Raw genomic sequence first — 22,104 nt, forward strand, 5'->3', positions numbered from 1 at the left:
ATGACCGGCACGGGCGAGAGTTCGGCCGGCGCCGCAGCAAACGCACCGGTCCGGGGGCGCGCCCGGGACCGAATACAGGCACGATAGACAGACCGTATTGATATCGTGCGAACTTCCGACATCTGGAGGGACATGTTCAGCAAACTCGCCAAGGCGGCCGGAGCCGCCTTCGCTGTCGCGCTCGGTGCAGCTCTGCTCGGCACCGGCGCGGCCACCGCGCAAGCAGGCCCCCCGGTGATCGGCGGCGGCTCCGGCATCGTGATCGACAACGCGTTCGAGTGCACCGTCACCACCGTCGGCCACGACGGAGCGGGCAGGCTGGTCGGTCTCACCGCGGGCCACTGCGGCGACGCGGGCGCCACGGTCAGCGCGGAGGTGGATCGCGGCTACGGCGAGATCGGCCGTTTCGCGTACAGCAATCACGAACTCGACTACGCGGTCATCGAGTTCACGCCGGGCCGGATCATCCCGGTCAACCGGATCGGCAACGTGAGCATCACCGGCGTCGGCGGGCCAGCGCAGTTCCCGACGATCGTCTGCAAGGAAGGCCGCACCACCGGCAACACCTGCGGCATCACCTGGGGCGATGTGTTCCAGACCAATACCGAGACCTGGTCGCAGATGTGCGTGGTCGAGGGCGATTCCGGCGCGCCGGTCGTGGTCGGGTCGACGCTGGTCGGCATGGTGAACGCCTACCTGGCGGTGGCCTGCTTCGGGCCCGAGGTCGGGACGAACATGAACTCGATCATGGACGACATCAACGCCCGCAACGGCGTCGGCGCGGGTTTCCACCCGATCTAGTCGATACATCTTCGATGTCGAGCGGGTCGCGTGGATGTCCACGCGGCCCGCTGTTCGTTTACAGGCTCTCCACGCAGACGACCACGCGGCGCTGTTCGTACTTGAAGCCGGAGTCGGCGGTGTCGGGGCAGTCGTCGACGCTGGTGGAGCTCTTGTTGATGGTGATCACCCGGACCGGTTCGGTGCCGCCCTCGCCGCAGTCGATGCGCTTGGGATCGGAGCCGCCGGTGTCCATGCAGCCGCCGACGACCCAGTCGATGTCGAGGCACAGCGCGCCGGTCTCGATGCCGTTGAGTGTCTCGGCGTAGAAGTTGTCGCGGTCGCTCACACAGCCGCTGCTGGTCTTGGCCTTGCCGATGACCTTGTAGTTCGACGAGCGGCTGCCGCACGCGGCCTTCTCGATGGTCGCGTCGTCGACGGTGCCGCCGAGCGCGACGCAGTCACCGATATTGGCCTGGAAGTCGGTTTTGCCGCCCTTGCTGGAGGTCGGCGCGGGCCTGCTGGTGGTGGGTTTGCCCGTCGACTTGCCCGGCTTGGTGGTCGGCGTCGCGCTGCTGGTCGCGGGGACGACGTCGATCGCCGGCTGGGCGTAGCCGTCGATGGTGCCACCGCAACCGGTCGAAACGAACGCGGTGACGGTGATGGCGATCGCGCCGACGAGTCGACCGATCCGCAAATCTGCAAACACCTATTGTGAATACACCACTCGAGGCACCTCCGTCGACTCCAGCCCGGCGGGTTTGTTACTGCGCTACCCTCGGGTTCCCCCTCGATCGTGTATCAGGAGGTATCGGCGATGTTGGAAGCTCCGGCCGACGATTTCGCGGCGCCACGGCAGATGGTGGTCGATCCGCGTTTCATCCGGCTCGCCGATCACTTCTTCGGCATGTTCACCCAGCCGAGTCGCGGTGGCGGTGCGCTGGCCATATACCTGCACGGCGTCCCTGTCGTCGATATCTGGGCGGGTTGGGCGGCCAAGGATCAGCGCTGGACCGGCGAGAACATCGCGCTCACCTTCTCCACCGGCAAGGGTGTCGCCGCCACCGTGCTGCACCGGGTGGCCGAACAGGGGCTGATCGATTACGACACGCCGGTGGCCGGGTACTGGCCGGAGTTCGGCGCGCACGGCAAGGACGACATCACCGTGCGTGACGTGCTGTCCCATCGCGCGGGCCTGCACCGGGTGCGCGGCCTTGTGCCGGGTCGCGAGGGCATTCTCGACTACGAGGCGGTGGTGACCGCGCTCGCCGAGAGCCCCGCCGACCCGCGCCGCATCCGTAGTTCGGGCTATCACGCGATCACCTTCGGCTGGCTGGTCGCCGAGATCGTGCAGCGGGTGACCGGCGATCCGTTCACCGAGGTGTTGCGCCGAGAAGTGGCGCGGCCCTTGGGAATCGACGAGTTCTGGTTCCAGGTTCCGCCGGGTGAGCGGCATCGGATCGCGAAGATCTTCCCGCATCTGGCGCCGCCGGGCATCCGCTGGAACACCGCGTCGTCGGTGCTGTCGTGGGTGCGGCCCGCGCGCGGGCTGGCCGAGGCGGGGATGCCGGAGAGTTTCGACGAGCTGGTCCGCGATCCGCGGGTGCACGATGCGGTGATGCCCGGCTGGAACGGCGTGTTCTCGGCCCGCGCGCTGGCCAGGATGTACGGGGCGCTCGCCAACGACGGCCAGGTCGGCGACGTGCGGTTCCTGCGCCCGGAGACGATCGAGGCGATCAACCGCACCCAGCAGACCAGCAGCCGCGATTACGTCCTCGGCTTGCCGTTGCGCTTCACCCTCGGCTACCACCGGCCGGTCCTGATGACCAAGCAGCAGCCACGAAATGCGTTCGGCCACTACGGCGTCGGCGGTTCGGGCGCCTACGCCGATCCCGATCTCGGTATGTCGATCGCGTTCGTCACCAATCGCCTCGGCGGTGCGGTGACGGCCCTCGGCGACGCCCGCCTTGCCAAGCTGGCGGCGATGGCACAGGGGACTGTGCGATCGCTACGGTCGTGAACCGTTCACGGCCGCGGTCCGTAGTAGTGGATATGAACCCTGCGCCCACCACCCCACGCTGGTCGTTGCTGCACGGGCTGGCCGCGGGTCGGGATTTCGAGGGCTACCTGCGACGACGGGCCGCGCGCAGTGATCCGTTCGCGGTCGGATTCCCCGGCTTTCCGTCGGTGTTGTTCACCGGAACGGCCGAGGGGGCGCGTGAGCTGTTCCGTGCGCCGGTGGCGTTGCTCGAGCCGCCGCGGCCCAATCCGATCGAGCCGATGGTCGGGGCCGCGTCGCTGATCCTCAGTTCCGGGACCAGGCATCGAACCGATCGCGCGATGGTGGCGCCCGCGCTGCACGCCGCGCGGGTTCGCCTGTTGGGCAAGGTGATTCGCGATGCCACCCTGCACGAGATCCACAGTGGCACAGCCGGTCCCTGGCAACTGGGTACCAGGATCGATTCGCTCGCCGCCGCGCGCACCATCACCCAGCGGGTCATTCTCGCCGCGATCTTCGGCTCCGATCTCGATCGTGAAGCCGAATACGGCGATGTCGTCGGGGATTTCCTCGCCGCGTTCACCACCCCGCTCATGGTGGCACCCGTATTGCGCCGGGGCGCAGGCGGTTTCGGTCCGTGGGCGCGATTCACCGCAGCGCGCGAACGGCTCGACAATCTGCTCATGGCCGACATCGCCGAACGCCGCCGCACCGGCCCGGCCGACGGCGACCTGCTCGACCTGCTGCTGGCCACCCGCTACGACGACGGCTCCGCCCTCACCGACACCGAACTGTGCGAACAACTGCGCACCCTGCTCGTCGCGGGTCACGAAACCACCGCGACCACCCTCACCTGGGCGCTCTACCACCTGCACCGCGAACCCGGCCTGCTCACCCGATTACTCGCCGAACTCCCCACCGCGGGCGACGACCCCGCCGAGCAGGCGCGTCTGCCGCTGCTCGACGCCGTCTGCCAGGAAACCCTGCGCCTGCATCCACCGGTGCCGATCGTGTTGCGCACCGTGACCGAGCCCTTGCGCTGGCGCGGGGTCGACGTGGCGGCGGGCGACACCATCGGTCTTGCCGTGGGCGTGCTGCACAGCCAGCCGTCGACCTGGCCCGCGCCGCAGTTGTTCCATCCGGACCGCTTCCTCGAGCGCAAGGTCACCCCGTTCGAGTTCGCGCCGTTCGGCGGCGGGCACCGGCGCTGCATCGGGGCGACGCTGGCCGATTACGAGCTGCGGATCGTGCTGGCGACCCTGCTGACCGAGGTCCGGTTGACCCTCGACCCCGCGCTGGCACTCGGCCGGCGACCGCGCACCGTGCCGCGCAATCTCGCGACCGCGCCGGATCGAGCGATCCACTTCACACGCACCGGGTGATCTGCCTCACCAGAGGTTTGAGACTCACACCGATGTGCTTCCCGCCTGCTCGCGCGCACCGTCATCGACTCGCCGCTGTGAGCGCGGCGTTTGACGAAAGCCGAAGAATCACAGGGCGTTATGTGACCCACTGCACAGAGTTGCGGAGCTGTTATCACCGCGCAACGTGGCTGGCACCTTGTCGGTGGGTGCGGGTAGTAATGGAGGGTCAGGGTCGGGGAATCGTTACCTCGCAGAGACCCGTCGCGGCCTCTGCGTGCAGAGAAGACAAGCGTAAATGAGCACGCGTCACTGAGTAGATCTCGCACCGCCCACAGGCGGGGAGCGAGAGATGGAATGGACGAGAAACCTATGCACCACGAAGCAAATATGCGGCAATCGCACTGGCTCCGCCGGGGTCTGCTGCTGTCGGCGGCGATCGCGGCGACCGGTGCGTTGCTGGCAGGCACCGCGCAGGCGCAGCCGCAGCTGCCGTTCGTCGGCGGCGGTTCCAGCCAGCCCGCGGTGAACGAGCCCGCGCAGCAGGCGCCCTTCGCGCCGCCGAACATCAACATCGCCGACGGCGAGACCGTCGGCGTCGCGCAGCCGATCGCGATCACCTTCAAGGAGCCGGTCGAGGACCGCGCGGCCGCCGAGCGGGCCATCAAGGTCACCTCGAGCACGAACGCGCCGGGCCACTTCTACTGGACCTCGAGCAAGCAGGTCCGCTGGAAGCCCACCGAGTTCTGGCCTGCCAACACCGACGTGACCGTGGTCGCCGGCGGCACCACCAGTTCGTTCCACATCGGTGACGCGCTGGTCGCCACCGTCGACGACGCCACCAAGATGATCGTCGTGACCCGCAACGGTGAGGTCGTCCGGGAAATGCCGACCTCGCTCGGCAAGCCCGGCTACGAGACCCCCAACGGCACCTACATCGTGGGCGAGCGGCTCGAGAAGATGACGATGGACTCCTCCACCTACGGCGTCCCGGTCACCGATCCCGAGGGCTACAAGCTCGAGGTCGAATACGCGACCCGGCTGTCCAACAGCGGCATCTTCCTGCACGCGGCCCCGTGGTCGGTCGGCCAGCAGGGCTACTCCAATGCCAGCCACGGCTGCCTCAATGTGAGCACCGAGGACGGCAAGTGGTTCCTGGAGAACACCCGTCGTGGTGACGCCGTGATCGTCACCGGTACACAGGGTGGCACCCTCAGCTCCGGCGACGGCCTGGGCGACTGGAACTAAACGCCTGAACAAAAGCCGAACAATACGATCATTTCTGTTCGTATTGTTCGGTTTTTTGCTGTACTCGCCAGTGTGTGCCCGATGTTCAGAAAGTCGGCGGGCTGGGTTAACCAACAGTTCGCCGTGCACCGTAAAGCTGCCGCGGTGCGAAAGAGTCCAGAGCGGGTACTCCCCGGGAGAAGCCGTCCGTGGCAGGATTACGCGCTGTTCGTAGTGCTCGTGGTGCCGAACCTGGCGCTGCTCACCCTGTTCGTTTACCGGCCGCTTGCCGACAACATCCGGCTGTCGTTCACCGACTGGAACATCGCTGAGCCAGTGGCGAATTCGGTGGGTTTCGACAACTACATCGAATGGTGGCAGCGCGACGACTCATGGAAGGTCGTCAGCAATACGGTGATCTTCACCGTGGCGGCCGTCGTGGTGAGTATGGCGCTCGGCCTCGCGCTGGCGATGTTGCTCGACCGAAAACTGTTCGGGCGCAATGTTGTTCGCTCCGCGATTTTCGCGCCGTTCGTGATTTCGGGCGCGGCGATCGGGGTGGCTTTCCAATTCGTCTTCGATCCGAGTTTCGGTCTGGTACAAGACGTTCTGCACCGGCTCGGCGTCGACAATGTGCCCGATTTCTATCAGGACCCGGAATGGGCCCTGTTCATGGTGACACTCACTTACATCTGGAAGAACCTCGGCTACGCCTTCGTGATCTATCTGGCCGCGCTGCAGGGCGTGCGAGCCGAATTGCTCGAAGCGGCCGAAATGGACGGCGCGAGCAGCTGGACCCGATTCACGAAAGTCCTTCTGCCGCAGCTGCGTCCGACCACCTTCTTCCTGTCGATCACGGTGTTGCTCAACTCGCTGCAGGTCTTCGACATCATCAATGTGATGACGCGCGGCGGACCGCTCGGCAACGGCACCACCACGATGGTGTTCCAGGTGTACGAGGAGTCGTTCCGCAACTTCCGGGCCGGCTACGGCGCCACCGTGGCCACGATCATGTTCGTGGTGCTGCTGGTGGTCACGTTGATCCAGGTGCGCGTGATGGACCGAGGCGAACGATGAAACATGTAGGCCCACAGACCCTTTCGTACCAGCGCCGCGAACGCGCGGTGACCCTGCTCGGCTACGCGGCGATGGTGTGCGTGCTGATCATCGTCGGGGTCCCGCTGTTCTGGATGCTGATCACCTCGCTCAAGGACCGCTCCGAGATCTACACCCAGCCCGCGGTCTACTGGCCGTCGAGCTGGCATCCGGAGAACTACAGCCACGCCACCACCACGGTGCCGTTCTGGACCTTCCTGCGGAACTCGATCATCGTCACCGGCATCGTCTCGGCGGTGAAGTTCGCGCTCGGGGTGTTCAGCGCGTACGGGCTGGTGTTCCTGCGGTTCCCCGGCAAGAACATCGTGTTCCTGGTGATCATCGCGGCGTTGATGGTGCCCAACCAGATCACCGTGATCTCCAACTACGCGTTCATCGCCCAGCTCGGCTGGCGAAACACCTTCCAGGGCATCATCATTCCGCTCTGCGGCGTCGCCTTCGGCACCTTCCTCATGCGCAACCACTTCCTGTCGCTGCCCGCCGAGGTGATCGAGGCCGCCCGGATGGACGGCGCGAACTGGTGGCGGCTGCTCACCCGCGTGGTGCTGCCCATGTCGGGGCCGACGATGGTGGCGTTCGCGGTGGTGACGCTGGTCAACGAGTGGAACGAGTACCTCTGGCCGTTCCTGATGGCCGATTCCGCCGAGGTCGCCACGCTGCCGGTGGGCCTGACCCTGCTGCAGAACACCGAGAACCCCAGCGTCACCAACTGGGGGCCGGTGATGGCGGGCACCGTACTCACCATGCTGCCGATCCTCATCGTCTTCCTCGCCCTGCAACGTCACATGATCAAGGGCCTCACCTCCGGTGCGGTCAAGGGCTGATTTCTCGAACAGGAGCTCCACGTGTCCACTTCACGATTCCCGGCGCTGAGTCGTCGCGGCTTCCTCGGCCTATCCGGTGGTGCCGCAGCAGCTTTGGCGCTCACCGCCTGCGCGGGCACCGGCGGCGGATCCGGTGATTCCGGTGACGCCGACACCATCACCTTCTGGTCCAACCACCCCGGCACCTCCAAGGAGCTGGAACTGGAGCTGATCAACCGCTTCCAGGCGAAACACCCCGAACTGAAGGTGAACCTGGTCGACGCGGGCAAGAACTACGAGGAGGTGGCGCAGAAGTTCAATGCCGCGCTGACCGGTGGTGAACTGCCCGATGTCGTTGTGCTGTCGGATGTCTGGTGGTTCAACTACGCGCTGAGCAAGGCGATCGAACCCCTCGACGGACACTTCGGTGCCGCCGGGGTGAAGCTCGACGACTACGTCGACTCGCTCGCCGCCGACTACCTGTTCGACGGCAAGCACTACGCGCTGCCATATGCCCGCTCGACGCCGCTGTTCTACTACAACAAGGACGTCTGGGCGAAGGCCGGTCTGCCGGACCGCGGCCCGAACTCCTGGCAGGAATTCGACGAGTGGGGTCCCAAGATCCAGTCCGTGGTCGGCGGCGACAAGTTCGCCCACGCTTGGGGTGACGCCAAGAACTACCTGGGCTGGACCTTCCAGGGCCCGAACTGGACCTTCGGCGGCGCCTACTCCGACCAGTGGAAGCTGAAGTTCACCGACCCGGGTTCGATCGCCGCGGCCAACTACCTGCGCGAATCCATCAACGTGAAGAAGTACGCCGCCATCCGCCCGCAGATCGCGGTCGACTTCGGCACCGGCGTGGCTGCCTCCACCATCGCCTCCACCGGCGACCTCAAGGGCATCCTCAAGAACTCCACCGGCAAGTTCGAGCTCGGCACCGCCTTCCTGCCGCACCCGAACGGTCCCGGCGTCACCACCGGCGGCGCCGGCCTTGCGGTTCCCGCGCGGATCTCGGACGCGCGAAAGGTGAACGCGCTCAAGTTCATCGAGTTCATCACCAACGCCACCAACACGGCGTACTTCACCCAGAACACGGGCTACATGCCGGTACGCAAGTCGGCCGTGACCGACCCTTCCGAGATCGACTTCCTGGCGAAGAACCCGAACTCCAAGGTCGCCATCGACCAGCTCTCGGTCGCGAAGTCGCAGGACTACGCCCGGGTGTTCGTGCCCGGCGCCGACCAGATCATCGGTACCGGCTACGAGCAGATCGGCCTCCAGAACGCCGATCCGGCAACGGTACTCGCGAAGGTCGCCGCCGACATCCAGGCGATCATCGACCGGCAGATCACACCCAAGCTGCCCAAGTAGTTCCCTCGCGGGCCGGTGGTGTCGCGCCACCGGCCCGTTCGTCTTTCCTCAGGAGTAATTTCCCATGGCGACAGTGCAGTTCGACGGTGTGACCCACCGCTATCCCGGCGCCGACGCCCCCGCCGTCGACGCACTCGACCTCGACATCGCCGACGGTGAATTCCTCGTGCTGGTCGGGCCTTCCGGCTGCGGCAAGTCGACCAGCCTGCGGATGCTGGCCGGGCTGGAAGCCGTCGAGTCGGGCACGATCCGGATCGGTTCGCGCGATGTGACCGGGCTGCCGCCGCGGGCGCGCGATGTGGCGATGGTGTTCCAGAGCTACGCGCTCTATCCGAACATGACGGTCGCCGAGAACATGGGGTTCGCGCTGCGCAACGCGGGAATGTCGAAGTCCGACACGCTGGTTCGCGTGAAGGAAGCCGCCGCCATGCTCGAACTCGAGCCGCTGCTCGACCGCAAGCCGGCCAAGCTCTCCGGTGGTCAGCGTCAGCGTGTGGCCATGGGGCGCGCCATCGTGCGGCGTCCCCAGGTGTTCTGCATGGACGAGCCGCTGTCCAATCTCGATGCGAAGCTGCGCGTTTCGACCCGCTCGCAGATCGCCGCCCTACAGCAGCGCCTCGGTACCACCACCGTTTACGTCACCCACGACCAGGTCGAGGCGATGACAATGGGCCACCGCGTCGCAGTCCTCCGCGACGGCACGTTGCAGCAGATCGCCTCTCCCCGTGAGCTTTACGACAACCCACTGAACACCTTCGTGGCAGGCTTCATCGGCTCACCCGGCATGAACCTGCTCGAAGCCCCCGTGGTCGACGGCTCAGCTGTTCTCGATGGACTCCGAATTCCCGTGCCCCGCAGCATCTCCGGTGCGCGTGTCGTCCTCGGCATCCGCCCCGAATCCTGGGAAGTCACCACCGACCCCACCGGCATCACCGTCGTCGCCGAACTCCTCGAGGAACTCGGCGCCGAATCCTTCGTCTACACCCACGGCGCAGGCACCGACTGGTCCACCCGCTCCGGCAAAATCGTGGTGCGCGTGGACCGCCGCTTCCAGACCACCCTCGGCGAAACCCTCCACCTGCGTCCTAAGGTCGAGGAGGTCTTCTTCTTCGACGCGGAAACAGACCTGCGGATTCGTTAGGACAGCGGCTCGTTCGGGCGTCGGCCGAGCGACGCGGAGCGAGCTGACGATCAGTTCAGATCAGTTCGAAGGCGGCGCGGATCGCCGCGGTGAGGTCGGGTTCGGCGTCGGTGGGGAGGTAGCCGATGATCCGGCCGAGGGTGGCGGTCGGGATAGTGGTGATGTTGTCGCACGACACCACGCACGCATGATCGAGGCCATGCCTCGGTCCGACCTCCAACTCGGTGGACAGGCCCCGGATCGTACTCGTGATAGGTGCCACGGTGACGCGTGTCAGGTAGGGGCGGACCGCTTCACGGGTGAGCACGAGCACCGGGCGTGTCTTGTCAAGTTTCGCCAGGTGAATCGGCCTCACGCGAGATCATCCATGGGGGTGACCACAGCGTAGGTGGCGAGTTCGTCCATGTCGGCATCGGGTGCCGCGGTGGCGAGGATCGCGGCATCGGCCTCGGCCTGGCGACGCAGCCGGTCGCGCTCCAACGCACGTTCGATGATGACGGCTCTACTCGGGGCGGCACCGCTGGACACGGTGCTGTCCAGGTAATTGACGGTTTCGTCGGACAGACGGACGGAAATCTGGGTACTCATCCCACAATGGTACCCGTTTCGGGATTCGCTTTGGGTGACAATTCCGCAGTGCGGAGCGTTCGCCGACCGATCGCGAAGCGATACGGGTGGTACCCTACGTTCATGAAGAAGACTACGGTCTACCTCCCCGACGAGCTCGATATCAAGCTCGATGCGGCGGCGGCTTCAGCCGGAGTCAGCAAGGCAGAGCTGATCCGGCGAGGAATCGCGGCCGTCGTGGAGCGCACCGCACCCAGAGAAAAGGCACCGCTGCCGCTGTTTCACAGCGGACGCCCGCTCACGCCGGCGGAGATGGACGAGGAGATCTACCAGCAGATCCAGCAGCGCGCGAACCGCCGATGATCATCGTCGCCGATACCTCCGGTCTGCTCGCGGCCTTCGATGCCGACCAGCCCGAGCACGAAGCCGCGCGGGCTGTCATGGACGAGACGCTGTTGATCTCGCCGCTGGTCCTCACCGAACTCGACCATTTGATGCAGCGCAATCACGGGTTCGTCGCCGCGATGCAGGCGAGCGAGGCGCTCCTGAGCCGGATGATCGACGGCGACTATCGCCTCGCTGAGATAAAACATGTCGATTTGTCCACTGCGCAGTCGGTCCGAGCCAAGTACGAAGGTCTGCGGCTGGATCTCGCGGATGCGGTCGGCGTGGCACTCGCGCACAAATACCACACCGACACCATCTTCACGCTCGACCAGCGCGACTTCCGCAATATCGAACCACTCACCCCCGGCAGCAAGGCATTTCGTATCGTGCCCTACGACAACTAGCCGAAGGTCGCCACCTCGGTGGTGCCGGTCGAGTTCCTCGCGGTGGTTACGCCGAGCGGGCGTCGGCAGGGATGGCCGTGGCGCGTAGGTGGCCGAGGATCGCCTCGATTTCGTCCAGGTCGGCTGAGTTGGGGAACAGGGCGTCGGGGCCGTGGGGGTAGCGCTGGCTGAACGGTGGGTCGTAGAGGGAGCCGACCTCGACGATGCCGTTCGTGGCGATCACCTTCACCAGGAGGTCGAGGAAATCGAGCTGATTGGCGGTGAGGGTGCGGCCGGACTGGAATGCGTCGAAGGCGTCGCGTGCTGCCTGTTCCTCCAGACCGGTCAACGATCGCAGGAACAGGCCGAGTTCGCCGTCATTGGCGGCTTTCGCCTCCGCGATGTCGTCGCTGGTGGCGAAGCCCTCGCCGAGGAAGACGGCCTCGAAGTACTGCACATCCATCGAGGTGATCTGGCGGTTGCGCCGTAGCTTCTGCACCGCGACGTGGTCGGCATGGTCGTTGAGGTAGGCGCGGGCCTTGGCTTTGAACCGCTTCTTGTCGCGAAGGCCGGCCAGCGCGGTGAGCTCTTTGAGCGAAAGTTCGCCGAGTTCGTCCTCGAAATCGGTGTAGATCGGGTTGCGCGGGGTGGCTTTGATGTGGACGACGAGCCCGCGTAGACGCCGACGAATGGATTCCAGCATCGGCAAGGTGATGTCTTCCCACCAACTGTCGGTGCAGATGTCGGTGAGGAAGTCGTGCTGCGCGATGACCACCGGAATGTTCTGCAGCTCAGGGCTGAGCAGTTCGTTCGCGACGTCGCGCACCTGCGCGCACAGCTCGGGGTAGCCCGGCTCGCCGGTGAGGTGCGTCAATTGCAGCCGCAGCAGCAGGTAGTCGAACCGCTTGGCCGGTGTCGTGTTGCCACCTTCGACGAGTTCTGTTGGCAGCGGTGCGATCTCGTCCAACTCGGCCTGCTTGTCGATGGTGATCCGCTGCCACGCGGCAGGCTCGCTGAATGCCTCGACCAGGCGCAGGTGCCCGCGCACTTCGATGCTGTCGCGATTCATCGCGGCGACCTGCTGTTGCAGCGTGTGCGCCACCTGCCAGCGCAGATCACCGACGCTGTGCGGTTCGCCTTCGGGAACTTCCGACGGCGCCGCACCCGGGTCGGCGGCTTGGTCGAGAGCGGCGAGCAACGCGACGCGTTGACGAAACACCTTCTCCCGCACCGAGACTGTTGCCCGCCCTTCGATGGTCGGCAGATTCTGGTTGAAGTGCTCGACATTGCGGCCGAGGTCGAACACCACGAACCCGGTCTTGTCCTGCCCCGGCCCGAACAGGTCCTTGCACAGTCGGGTGCCACGGCCGAGCATCTGCCAGAACTTGGTCTTGGATCGCACCGTCTTGGCGAACACCAGGTTCACTACCGCCGGAACATCGATGCCGGTGTCGAGCATATCCACCGAGATCGCCAGATACGGTGCGGCGTTCGGCTTTTCGAAGTCCTCGATGAGGCTTTGCGCATTGTCGGCGTGGCTGGTGATGATGCTGGCGAAGCTGCCGCGACAGTGCGGGTAGAGGATGTCGAAGCGTTCGGCGATCAGCTTGGCGTGCTTGGTGTTTCGCGCGAAAACGATGGTCTTGCCGATGTGCTCACCGCCGGGCACCTTCAGGCCGTAGTCCATCACCGTCTGCAGCATCTTGTCGATGGTGGGGGTGTTGAACACGAACTTGTTGATGGCGTCGGCGGCGACTTCGGTGGGTGGGCCGTCATCGTCGGGGGACCAGTCGATGTCCTCCCACTTCTCCTTCTCCTCCTCGGACAGTTCGTCGTAGCGCATGCCGCGCGTGGGGATGCGCAGCGGCACCTCGATGACCGTGGGCGGCACCAGGTGCTTCTCGGCTACCGCGTCGTCGAGGTCGTAGTAGTCGGTCGGCATGCCGTCTTCGAGGTGGAACAGCTGGTAGGTGTTGTGGTCGATGTCGTCGCGCGGGGTCGCGGTGAGGCCGACCAGCAGCGAATCGAAGTAGGTGAACAGCGCGCCGTACTTCTGGTACACCGACCGGTGCGCCTCGTCGATGATCACCAGGTCGAAATGGCCGGGGCCGAACCGCTTCACCCCCGCCGCGTCGTACTCCTGCGCGAGGCCCATCATCGTCTGATAGGTGCAGACGTAGACCCGACCCGTCTCGTTCTTCTCGGTCAGCAGGTTCACCGGAGGCAGGCCGGGCAGGTGCGCTTTGAACGCGTTCGCGGCCTGATTCACCAGGGCTTGCCGGTCGGCGAGGAAAAGCACCCGCTTCACCCAGTCGGCCTTGGCGAGCAGGTCGACCAGCGCGATGGCGGTGCGGGTCTTGCCGGTGCCGGTGGCCATCACGAGCAGCGCTTGGCGGCGGTTCTGCTTCTCGAACGACTCGCCGATCTTGCGAATCGCCTTGGTCTGATAGGCCCGTTCGACGATCTGCGCGTTGATCGTCTCGGTCGCCAACGGCCTGCGCCCGGCGCGGCGCTGCACGAGCAGGCGCAGTTCGTCCTTGGTGTGGAAGCCGTGGACTTTGCGCGGCGGGTAGAACGCGTCGTCCCAGACCCAGGTTTCGAAACCGTTGGTGTAGTAGATGATCGGTCGTTGACCGGTGGCCTTCTCCAGCGCGTCGGCGTACTGGCGGGCCTGTGCCTTGCCCGCCAGATCGGGATCCTTGGCCGACCGTTTCGCCTCGACCAGGCCGAGCGGCTTGCCGTCGTCGTCCCAGAGCACATAGTCGACGCGACCCTTGCCCGACTTGTTCGGCAGACCGGTGACCGGGTACTCGCGGTCGTCGGCGTGGGTGAGCGTCCACCCGGCCTCGGCGAGCAGGCGGTCGATGTAGAACTCGCGGGTCTGTTCCTCGGTGTAGTCGTGCTCGTCCGGCACGGCCTGATTGGCCTTCTTCGCCGCGGCCACCTGCGCCCGCAAGTGCGCGAGCTCGGCCTCGAGGTCGGCGTTCGCATCCCGCTGCGCGGCCAGTTCGGCGCGCTGCTTGTCGTACTCGGCGAGCACCGCCTGCGCCTCGGCCTGCTTCTTGCGCCGATCCTCGGCGGTGAGCGGACGCGGCACCTTGTCGGCGTTGAACGCCAGGTGCGTCGGCGGCACGTTCAGCGGGTCGGTCGCGTAGTTGCGGGCCAACCAGAACATCACCTGGAACAGTTCCCGCAGCAACGGCAGGGACGTCTTGTCGGTGATCGGCTTGGTCCCGTGCACCCCGTCATTACCGACCTTGCGAATCAGGTCCAACTTGGCCCGCATATCGGTGCCGACGAGCGTGACCATGGTCGGCTCGTTGATCTTGCCCGCGAGATCATCGTGATACGGCTTCTTCAGGGTGGTATCGGCGTCATACAGCCACCCCACCGTCAACTCCACAGTCCTGCGAGCCGCGATACACGCCACGCGCGGATCCGCCACCCCCGCCCGCTCGGCCCGGATCGCCTCAGCGAACAGGGTCGGCCACTCGGCCCGCAGGAACTCGAAGTTGCTCACGAAAGTTACTCCCCCTCTTGACCTTTGGGTTCATCCTTCCACAGCTCGCCCTTGAAGGCACGGGACTGAAGGGAGGAGAAGAGGCCATCGAGTCGCGCAGCCTCGGACTCGTAAGTCCTCGTCATATGTGCAATCGCCTCGATGCGTCGCGCGAACGCCTCCTGGTCCCCGATAGGCGCGACCGGCACCGGAAAGTTTCGCAGTTGAGTTGCGTTGATAGACGCGATGCCAGTTGTCTGTTTTGCGGATTTCAAGAAATATGACTTCCCCCACCGCGAGGAGACAACCCAATTCAGATAAAGAGGAGACACCTTTGCGTCCGGCCTCAATCTAACGCGGAAAATATGATTCTGATGAATGCACGGTGATATCTCCTGATGCCACACCGTGCCCCGGCCAAGTTTGTCCGGGTCTCCACCCTCAGTGAGAACGAGGTCGCCGTCGCGCAGCGTGTACCGCTCGAGTTCCGCCTGGGTGACCGCTATGCGTTTGACGTGCGCCAGTTCCAATCGCTTGTCCTGAACATTCAGGACCGCCAAGTAGGGAACTTCGCGAGTTTCCTGACCGGCCGCGATCTTCCGCCCTTTGGTGATTCCCGAACTCACCTCGGCGCACTCGCCAAGAGTTCGCGTAGCCAGCGAGGCGAGATCACCGAACATGTCGAGGAAGATAGATTGGGCGAGGTCGTCGAGGAGGGCGATGGATTGGCGCCGCTTTGCCCGCAGCTCATCCACCCGATCCAGCACCTCCGCAATCCGCCGCTGCTCACCGATGGGGGGGAGTGGAATCTCGAAGGTCGCGAGTTCAGACGGGCTCAGTCGCGGTAGGTTGGCACCAGCAGATCGCGACGTCGCCAACGAGACAATCGCTGGCTGCCTGAGGTAATGGAGTAGATATCCCTTATCCAGGGATTTACCTGGAAGAATTGGAAGTATGTCCGTACTACATACTCCGTCAAAATCAGGTCGCGCAATCTTTGCGAGGTATGGGCGCAATTTACCAAAGAGAATGTGCTTGTCCGTGAATAGAAACTTCGAGCTCGCAATTCCAGCCACACCGCTTGGCTGCACGGAAATCAATTCGCCTCCGCTGGCGATATTCTCAAGTCCAATATAGGGAACGTCACTAGGGATATCTTCCGAGCTAATCCCTTTCCGCTCAATAGTAGCAACGGAGTCCAGGCGAACTTGGCTGAAATTCATCCGAGCATCCCCTTCAATTCCGACAGCCCCTGCTGAATCTCCCCTTCGATCATCTCCAAATCCTCGATGATCTCCAATGGTGCCCGGTGTTCGATCTCCTCGTGGACTATTTCCTTGTACCGGTTCAGCGAAAGGTCGTACTCCTGCGCGGCGATATCCGCACGCGGCACACAGAAACTCTGCGCCGTGCGCGGGCGATCCTGCTCCGATGCGTTACGTAAAGCGAAGCGGGACAGCACATCCGGCAGGTTGTTCCGGGTGAGATCATCGGAACTCAGCTCGCCGGTCGGCACGGCACCGAGTTTGGCCTCGGGGAGCAACGGTGTGCGCTTGTCGTCGAGACTGAAACCGTCGGCGGTCACCTCGTAGAACCACACCGAATCCGTTCCACCACTGTTGGTTTTGGTGAAGAACAGGATGGCGGTCGAGACTCCGGCGTAGGGCTTGAAGACACCGCTCGGGAGCTTCACCACCGCGTCGAGTTTGTGGTCCTCGACCAGCATCTTACGAAGATCCTTGTGCGCCTTGGTGGATCCGAACAGCACGCCATCGGGCACGATCACGGCCGCGCGCCCGCCGGGCTTGAGCAGGCGCAGGAACAGGGCGAGGAACAGCAGTTCGGTCTTCTTGGTTTTGACGATGCCGAGCAGGTCCTTGGCGGTCGACTCGTAGTCGAGGCTGCCGGCGAACGGCGGGTTCGCCAGGATCATCGAGTACTTGTCCGCTTCACCGGATGCGCTCTCCGCCAACGAGTCTCGGTACCGGATGTCGGGCTGCTCCACGCCGTGCATGAGCATGTTCATGCTGGCGATGCGCAGCATGGTGCGGTCGAAGTCGAAGCCGTGGAACATGCCGCTGTCGTAGTGGGCGCGGACCTCGGGGTTGTAGAGGTCTTCACTGTGGTGCTGGGCGATGTGCTCGGCGGCGCCGACGAGGAAACCGGCGGTGCCGCTGGCGGGGTCGCAGATCTCGTCGTTGGGGCCGGGGTTCATCATCGCGACGATCAGCGAGATGATGTGGCGCGGGGTGCGGAACTGGCCGTTCTGGCCCGCGGTGGCGAGTTTGCCGAGCATGTACTCGTACAGGTCGCCCTTGGTGTCGGTGCCGTCGTTGAGCGGCAGGTCGTTGATCAGGTCAACGACCTTGCCGAGCAGGTTCGGGGTGGGGATGGTGAACCGGGCGTCGCGCATGTGGTGGGCGTAGGTCGACTCGTCGGCGCTGTCGGTGCCGCCGAGGTTGCGCAACCAGGGGAAGATCTCGTCGCCGAACATCGGAAACAGCACGTCAGGGTGCTTGCCGAGCAACTTCGACCAGCGCAAATGATCGAATTCGGCGGTGTAGATCGGCCGCTCGATCGGCTTACCCGTGCGCTGAGCCTTCTTCTCCTTCAGCATCTGCGAGTCGTCGAGCCGCCTCAGGAAGATCAGATAGGTGATCTGCTCGATCACCTCGAGCGGGTTGGAGATCCCGCCCGACCAGAACGCGTCCCAAAGACTGTCGATCTTGCTGCGCAGCTCGCCCGTAATCACCCTCGGAACCCTATCGCACAGGGGGTATGTCAGAACCGCTGATCTCGATGCTCTCTCGGTCAGCCTGACCTGCACGAAGCCCGCACCCCAACAGAGACCGACGCTGAATTCTCTGATTAGCCAATCTGTTACTGTCGCAGCACAAGTCAGGCCCCACGGAAGCTTTCGGCGATTCAGCCACCTTCCCCCGCTTGTGCGCCGCGCGCCCGAGCGAGCACCACCGGCGATGCGCCTCGCCCGGCGGAGGCCGACCGACCGGCGGAGAAGCACCCTCCGGAGCGCATCCAGGCCACACGGTATCGCGGCTCGACCCACCCGACCGACTTGTCACCCGGCGAGACAGGAGCTTCAGCCATGCCGAAAGGTTCGTTCAACACCCACGACATCTACGCCCGCGAGGTCCTCACCCACCCCGCCAACGCCGCCAGCGAACTCCGCGACATCCTCGACCCTGAACTGGTCGCCCACCTCGACCTCGACAACCTGCGCCTGGAATCAACCAACTTCATCACCGAGGACCAGCGCGCCGAATACGGCGACATCCTGTACAAAACCACCCTCAACCAGCGCCCCGCCTACGTCTACATCCTCATCGAGCACCAAACCAAGAACGACCCGCTCATGGGATACCGACTCCTGAGCTACATGGTCCACATCTGGCGCCGCTACCTCGACGACCATCCACGAGCCACCACCCTGCCCGCCATCATCCCGCTCGTCGTCCACAGCTCCCGCAGTCGCCGCCGATGGACAGCACCCACCCAGTTCGCCGACCTCATCAAGGCTGACGACGCCACCCGCGGCCTGCTCGCCAACACCATCCCCCACTTCGAATACCTGGTCGACGACGTCTCGCCGCTGACCATCGACGAACTGCGCGCCCGCCACCTCAACCAACCGCTGATGCTGATGCTGTTCATGCAGAAAGTCGTCGGCCGCAATCCTGACGTCGTCTCCGATATGATGGCCAATGTCGACCTGTTCGAGCAGATCCTGCACGGCCCAGACGGCGCGCGGCTGCTAGCCCAAGCCTTCAACTACCTGTTCACGCTCAAACAAGGCGACCACACCAGTCTGAAACCGCTGACCACCAAACTCGGCCCCAAGGCAGAGGAGATCATCGTGACCATCGCCGAAACCCTCCGCAACGAAGGCCGCACCGAGGGCCGCACCGAGGGCCGCACCGAAGGTGTGTCAGAAACGCTGATCTCGCTGCTCACGCTCAAGTTCGGCACCCTCGAACCCAGCGACCGCGCCCGCATCGAGCACGCCCCCATCGAACAACTCCGCACCTGGTGCGACCGCGTCCTCATCGCCGACTCGGTAGCCGAAGTCCTTCGCTGAACGCGGCCGGAAACTCCACCTCAGTAGGTGGCCGTGTGCTCACTCCATGCGGGCCCGAGTCAGGACAGGCCCGTTGCGGCCCCACCGACGTATGAACCGAAGCTGACTGCCGCGCTCTCGGGTGCGACGCTGCGTCAGCTCGCGCATTGGCGTCGATCGTTCCCCAACCGAGCGCCGGTCCTCACACCCGAAATCTCCGCGAGCCGCCCGATTCTCTACTCATTCAGAGATGTCGTCGCGCTGCGCGCATGCGTTCGACTACGCCAAGAGGCGTCGTTGCAGCGGATCCGCCATGCCCTCGACACTCTCCGCGACGGTCTCGGCGAACGCGATCACCTGTCCCAATATCGGCTGGTCGCCGACCGGGACACCATCTACCTGGCCGAGCCGGACGGCGCGACCGACCTCGTGCTCGCTCGCACGCGAGACTGTCATTCACGAGATGGTCGAAGTCTTGGAACCGTTCTATCGCGATGGGCGGCATATTCCAGCCCTGCTCACACCGCGCACGCACGTATCGGTCGACCCCGCCGTGCGAGGAGGGGAACCGATGATCGAGGGAACGCGCGTGCCATCCGCGGACGTCGCCGCGCTTGTCCGCGATGGTGTGCCACCTGAGCAGATCTGTGATTACTACCCAGCAGTCAGCGCCGAAGCCGCGCGCGATGCCGCAGACTTCGCGGAATACGTCGACAGCTACGACGATCGTCCGACTCGGGCGGTCGCTTCTCGAGACTGCTCCTAGACGAAAATGTGCCACGGCCAATGGCTGACATCATTCGAATTCTTGTGAAGCAGCATGCCATCGACCACGTTCATGACCTGCCCGGCTGGGCTGGTACCAAGGACATCGCCCTCTATGACCGCGCACGTACGGCCGGATTCGATGTCATGGTCACCAATGATTCGAAGCAGATGAAGCGGCCGATGGAGGTACAAGCGATCGCTGCGCTCGAGGAATCGAGCGGGCAACGTCTCATTTCGCTCAACGGCATCGATCCGACCCGCGGCGTTCGCATCCAGGTCCTCGATCCGGCATCGCTTCGGCCACCCCATTGGCCAGACATCAACGCTGATCTCACTGCGAGCTGATTCCGCCCGGCGACGTGTAGTCATCAGAAGTCCCCTTACGCCATCCCGAATGGAGCAGCCGGGGGGCGGTGTCGTAACCATCCCTGCCCGGTTCCCCGCACCGAAACCCCGATTTGCATCCTCGGCCATCACGATTGACCCCACGCCTAGGTGCGCGTACGTGCGAGGCTCACAACGAAGGTGCTCGCAGGAGGCTGGGCGTTGAGCGCGTTAGGAAAGGCCCGCGGCGGTGCGTCGACCGATCGCGGCGTTGAGGGCGCCGAGTTCGGCGAGGATGTCTGTCGCGGCCCAGATGCGGTTTCGTTTGGAGTCGGAGACGACTTCGAGGATGCCCGCGGCGGTGAGGCGGTCCAGGGCACGGTAGGTGGCCGAGTCGGAGGTTGTGGTGATGGCTTTCGCTTCGGTGATCGTGAGGATCGGGTGCTCGAGCAGCTTCGCCAGTAGGGCTTCGTCGGCGGAGCCCGCGCGGGGGCGGGCCCGGTCACGCCAGCCGTCGGGGAGCGCGGTGAGGGCGCGGGCCGAGTCGATCGAGGCCTCGCTCGCGTATACCGCCGCCAGGGCCAGGTAGACGACGAATTCCTCGGCGGCGCCGGTGCGGTAGGCAGCCAACTGGGCGAAATAGCGCGAGGTGTCGGCGAGCATGACCGAGGAGAAGGGGACGGTCACCCGGTCGGTCAGGCCGCGGCGGCGCAGGATGGCGGTCACCAGGGCGCGACCGATCCGGCCGTTGCCGCTGACGAACGGGTGGATCGACACGAACTGGGCGTGCGCGAGCGCGGCCTGCACGAGGATCGGCAGGTCGCCGCGTGCGACGAAGGCCAGCAGGTCGGCCATCAGTTCGGGCACGAGTTCCGGTGGGGGCGGCACATACAGGGCGTTGAGGGGCGTGTAGTCGCTGCCGCCGATCCACGTTTGAACGGTGCGGAAGCGCCCGGCCTTCTCCCACTCCGGGGCGATCAGGACCCGATGCGCGCTGAGCAGACTCGCCTCGGTGATCTGGCCGTTCGCCGCGCTGTCGACCAGGCTCGTCAGCGCGCGCACCGCGCCGACTTGCGAGGCAGCTTCGGGGCGAGCTGTCGCACCACCGAAGGCTTTGCTGAATGCTCGCCAGCCCGCGTCGATGTGCTCGATGCGCGACGATGCGACCGCCTCGCTGCGCAGCAGGAACTCGGGCAGGGGAGTGAGGTTGCCATGGCCGGCTTCCAGATGGGTCACCGCGATCGCGGCTGCTTCGCTCGCCAATGTTGTTCGCCTGGTGGCGAAATCGAGGCGGGCGATGCGCGGGGGGACCGAAACCTCGACGTGGTCGGGCATGGAGCCGACTCGCGGGCCTCGACCGTCACGCGCCGTCCATGGATGCTCTTCGACATGGTGCGGAGGCCAAGTCATCAACGGCCGCGATCAAAAAGTACAGCAACCACGCCACTACTATAGTTTAGGAGCGAAAAGTATAGTAAGTAGCGAGTTAGTTGCGTTTTTGCGCCTAAAGTACAGCAACGGTCCGCCGTTGCGAATCTGTCAATTCAGCACAGTGGCCGCGTGGTCGCGAGCCTGTGCGACTGCCTTGGCTATGCCGAAGGTCCAGATCGGGCCGTGGCCGGGCAGCACCAACGAGGCGTCGACAGGTTCGAGCGCGGTCAGCGCCTCATGGGCTTCGTCGGTCGAGTGGTGGAAGAATCTCGGAAGTAGCTGGGGGCCGACGGTTTTCGAGGTCGGGTGCGCGGTAACCAGGGCGTCGCCGGTGGCTATCGCACCCACGTTCGGCAGGTAGAAGGCGCTGTGGCCTGAGGTGTGGCCAGGGGAGGCGATGGGCGTCGGGTTGCCGGGCAAGTCCAGTGGGCCTTCGGTGGGGAAGGGCTGGATGTGGGGGACCGGGTTCTTGCGGAGGTCGCCGGCGCGAGTGATGCGCAGGGCCCAGCCGACGGTGGGGAGGTCGGTGAGGCGTTTGATGACGTCGAGGGGCGTGGCCGACTCGTGGACTTCGCCCTTGGCGTGGGCCACCTCGAGCGCGCTGGTGTAGGCCGGGATGCCGTACTTCGCCTGGAGGTGGTTGAGGGCGCCGACGTGGTCGAGGTGCGCGTGGGTCAGCAGGACCGCGCGGATGTCTTCGGGGCGGTGGCCGAGGGCTGCGACGGTGGCCTCGATCAGGCCGGCGTCGCCGTACCAACCCGCGTCGATCAGCGTCAGATCGCGGCCTTCGCGGAGCAGGACCATGTTCACATCGGTGCCTGCGATGGTGAAAACCTCGTCGGCTACTTGCTGATAACGCACTGGGCGGACCC

At 64.9% G+C, this 22,104-nt stretch carries 22 protein-coding genes; 13 read left to right on the forward strand and 9 right to left on the reverse strand.

What is annotated here, in order from left to right; genetic code table 11:
• The first annotated feature begins 132 nt into the window (after window positions 1-132).
• Complete coding sequence (locus ACFWUP_RS22335) at window positions 133-801, forward strand: S1 family peptidase (RefSeq protein ID WP_379237233.1); 669 nt, start codon at window positions 133-135, stop codon at window positions 799-801.
• Window positions 802-859: 58 nt separating this feature from the next.
• Here the strand turns inward: ACFWUP_RS22335 and ACFWUP_RS22340 are convergent, their stop codons facing one another.
• Window positions 860-1,489 (reverse strand): hypothetical protein, encoded by a 630-nt coding sequence (locus ACFWUP_RS22340; RefSeq protein WP_379237235.1) that lies wholly within the window; start codon window positions 1,487-1,489, stop codon window positions 860-862.
• Window positions 1,490-1,597: 108 nt separating this feature from the next.
• On the opposite strand from ACFWUP_RS22340, the gene ACFWUP_RS22345 reads away from it, so the two are divergent.
• From ACFWUP_RS22345 to ACFWUP_RS22375, 7 genes are all read left to right on the forward strand, one after another.
• The gene (locus ACFWUP_RS22345; protein WP_379237237.1) at window positions 1,598-2,800 is read left to right on the forward strand and encodes a serine hydrolase domain-containing protein; all 1,203 of its coding nucleotides are present in this window, start codon (window positions 1,598-1,600) and stop codon (window positions 2,798-2,800) included.
• Window positions 2,801-2,832: 32 nt separating this feature from the next.
• On the forward strand, window positions 2,833-4,161 hold the full coding sequence (locus ACFWUP_RS22350; RefSeq protein ID WP_379237239.1) for a cytochrome P450: 1,329 nt from the start codon (window positions 2,833-2,835) through the stop codon (window positions 4,159-4,161).
• 351 nt (window positions 4,162-4,512) lie between these two features.
• Window positions 4,513-5,388, forward strand: a complete 876-nt coding sequence (locus tag ACFWUP_RS22355; RefSeq protein ID WP_379237241.1) for an Ig-like domain-containing protein — start codon at window positions 4,513-4,515, stop codon at window positions 5,386-5,388.
• Window positions 5,389-5,532: 144 nt separating this feature from the next.
• The gene (locus tag ACFWUP_RS22360) at window positions 5,533-6,444 is read left to right on the forward strand and encodes a carbohydrate ABC transporter permease (RefSeq protein WP_379237420.1); all 912 of its coding nucleotides are present in this window, start codon (window positions 5,533-5,535) and stop codon (window positions 6,442-6,444) included.
• A complete protein-coding gene (locus ACFWUP_RS22365) occupies window positions 6,441-7,307 on the forward strand; it encodes a carbohydrate ABC transporter permease (RefSeq protein WP_379237243.1) in 867 nt (288 codons plus the stop codon). The genes ACFWUP_RS22360 and ACFWUP_RS22365 overlap by 4 nt, the downstream gene beginning before the upstream one ends.
• A gap of 21 nt (window positions 7,308-7,328) precedes the next feature.
• Window positions 7,329-8,657, forward strand: coding sequence for an ABC transporter substrate-binding protein (locus ACFWUP_RS22370; protein WP_379237245.1), 1,329 nt, complete (start codon window positions 7,329-7,331; stop codon window positions 8,655-8,657).
• Window positions 8,658-8,721: 64 nt separating this feature from the next.
• The gene (locus ACFWUP_RS22375; RefSeq protein ID WP_379237247.1) at window positions 8,722-9,798 is read left to right on the forward strand and encodes an ABC transporter ATP-binding protein; all 1,077 of its coding nucleotides are present in this window, start codon (window positions 8,722-8,724) and stop codon (window positions 9,796-9,798) included.
• A gap of 55 nt (window positions 9,799-9,853) precedes the next feature.
• Here ACFWUP_RS22375 and ACFWUP_RS22380 read toward each other — a convergent pair whose 3' ends face one another.
• Both ACFWUP_RS22380 and ACFWUP_RS22385 read right to left on the reverse strand, forming a co-directional pair.
• Window positions 9,854-10,153 (reverse strand): type II toxin-antitoxin system PemK/MazF family toxin, encoded by a 300-nt coding sequence (locus ACFWUP_RS22380; protein WP_379237249.1) that lies wholly within the window; start codon window positions 10,151-10,153, stop codon window positions 9,854-9,856.
• Window positions 10,150-10,386 carry an antitoxin gene (locus ACFWUP_RS22385; protein WP_379237251.1) on the reverse strand — a complete coding sequence of 79 codons (237 nt, stop codon included), beginning with the start codon at window positions 10,384-10,386 and terminating at the stop codon, window positions 10,150-10,152. The genes ACFWUP_RS22380 and ACFWUP_RS22385 overlap by 4 nt, the downstream gene beginning before the upstream one ends.
• Before the next feature lie 102 nt (window positions 10,387-10,488).
• Between ACFWUP_RS22385 and ACFWUP_RS22390 the strand changes: the two genes are divergently transcribed.
• Entirely contained in the window at window positions 10,489-10,728 is a 240-nt protein-coding gene (locus tag ACFWUP_RS22390) for a CopG family transcriptional regulator (protein WP_379237253.1), read from the forward strand.
• Window positions 10,725-11,156 carry a type II toxin-antitoxin system VapC family toxin gene (locus ACFWUP_RS22395; RefSeq protein ID WP_379237255.1) on the forward strand — a complete coding sequence of 144 codons (432 nt, stop codon included), beginning with the start codon at window positions 10,725-10,727 and terminating at the stop codon, window positions 11,154-11,156. The genes ACFWUP_RS22390 and ACFWUP_RS22395 overlap by 4 nt, the downstream gene beginning before the upstream one ends.
• Window positions 11,157-11,202: 46 nt before the next feature.
• Here the strand turns inward: ACFWUP_RS22395 and ACFWUP_RS22400 are convergent, their stop codons facing one another.
• Genes ACFWUP_RS22400 through ACFWUP_RS22410 form a run of 3 tightly spaced genes read right to left on the reverse strand, consistent with a single transcriptional unit; the run spans window position 11,203 to window position 17,386 of the window.
• Window positions 11,203-14,655, reverse strand: a complete 3,453-nt coding sequence (locus tag ACFWUP_RS22400) for a DEAD/DEAH box helicase family protein (protein WP_379237257.1) — start codon at window positions 14,653-14,655, stop codon at window positions 11,203-11,205.
• Between the two features lie 5 nt (window positions 14,656-14,660).
• The gene (locus tag ACFWUP_RS22405) at window positions 14,661-15,857 is read right to left on the reverse strand and encodes a restriction endonuclease subunit S (RefSeq protein ID WP_379237259.1); all 1,197 of its coding nucleotides are present in this window, start codon (window positions 15,855-15,857) and stop codon (window positions 14,661-14,663) included.
• Window positions 15,854-17,386: an N-6 DNA methylase gene (locus tag ACFWUP_RS22410; RefSeq protein WP_379237261.1), complete on the reverse strand. Its 1,533-nt coding sequence runs from the start codon at window positions 17,384-17,386 to the stop codon at window positions 15,854-15,856. The genes ACFWUP_RS22405 and ACFWUP_RS22410 overlap by 4 nt, the downstream gene beginning before the upstream one ends.
• Before the next feature lie 354 nt (window positions 17,387-17,740).
• Here ACFWUP_RS22410 and ACFWUP_RS22415 point away from each other — a divergent pair, with 354 nt between their 5' ends.
• Window positions 17,741-18,730, forward strand: coding sequence for an Rpn family recombination-promoting nuclease/putative transposase (locus ACFWUP_RS22415; protein WP_379237263.1), 990 nt, complete (start codon window positions 17,741-17,743; stop codon window positions 18,728-18,730).
• Between the two features lie 258 nt (window positions 18,731-18,988).
• On the opposite strand, the gene ACFWUP_RS22420 is transcribed toward ACFWUP_RS22415, so the two are convergent.
• On the reverse strand, window positions 18,989-19,165 hold the full coding sequence (locus ACFWUP_RS22420) for a hypothetical protein (RefSeq protein ID WP_379237265.1): 177 nt from the start codon (window positions 19,163-19,165) through the stop codon (window positions 18,989-18,991).
• A 7-nt stretch (window positions 19,166-19,172) separates the two neighbouring features.
• Here ACFWUP_RS22420 and ACFWUP_RS22425 point away from each other — a divergent pair, with 7 nt between their 5' ends.
• Entirely contained in the window at window positions 19,173-19,475 is a 303-nt protein-coding gene (locus ACFWUP_RS22425) for a DUF433 domain-containing protein (protein ID WP_379237267.1), read from the forward strand.
• Between the two features lie 20 nt (window positions 19,476-19,495).
• Complete coding sequence (locus tag ACFWUP_RS22430) at window positions 19,496-19,822, forward strand: hypothetical protein (protein WP_379237269.1); 327 nt, start codon at window positions 19,496-19,498, stop codon at window positions 19,820-19,822.
• A 210-nt stretch (window positions 19,823-20,032) separates the two neighbouring features.
• Here ACFWUP_RS22430 and ACFWUP_RS22435 read toward each other — a convergent pair whose 3' ends face one another.
• Both ACFWUP_RS22435 and ACFWUP_RS22440 read right to left on the reverse strand, forming a co-directional pair.
• Complete coding sequence (locus ACFWUP_RS22435; RefSeq protein ID WP_379237271.1) at window positions 20,033-21,211, reverse strand: Fic family protein; 1,179 nt, start codon at window positions 21,209-21,211, stop codon at window positions 20,033-20,035.
• Between the two features lie 129 nt (window positions 21,212-21,340).
• Window positions 21,341-22,093, reverse strand: a complete 753-nt coding sequence (locus ACFWUP_RS22440; RefSeq protein WP_379237273.1) for an MBL fold metallo-hydrolase — start codon at window positions 22,091-22,093, stop codon at window positions 21,341-21,343.
• Window positions 22,094-22,104: the final 11 nt, after the last annotated feature.

Origin of the sequence: Nocardia sp. NPDC058658, from assembly GCF_042716665.1 — a bacterium.
In the GTDB taxonomy this organism is placed as follows: Bacteria; Actinomycetota; Actinomycetes; order Mycobacteriales; family Mycobacteriaceae; genus Nocardia.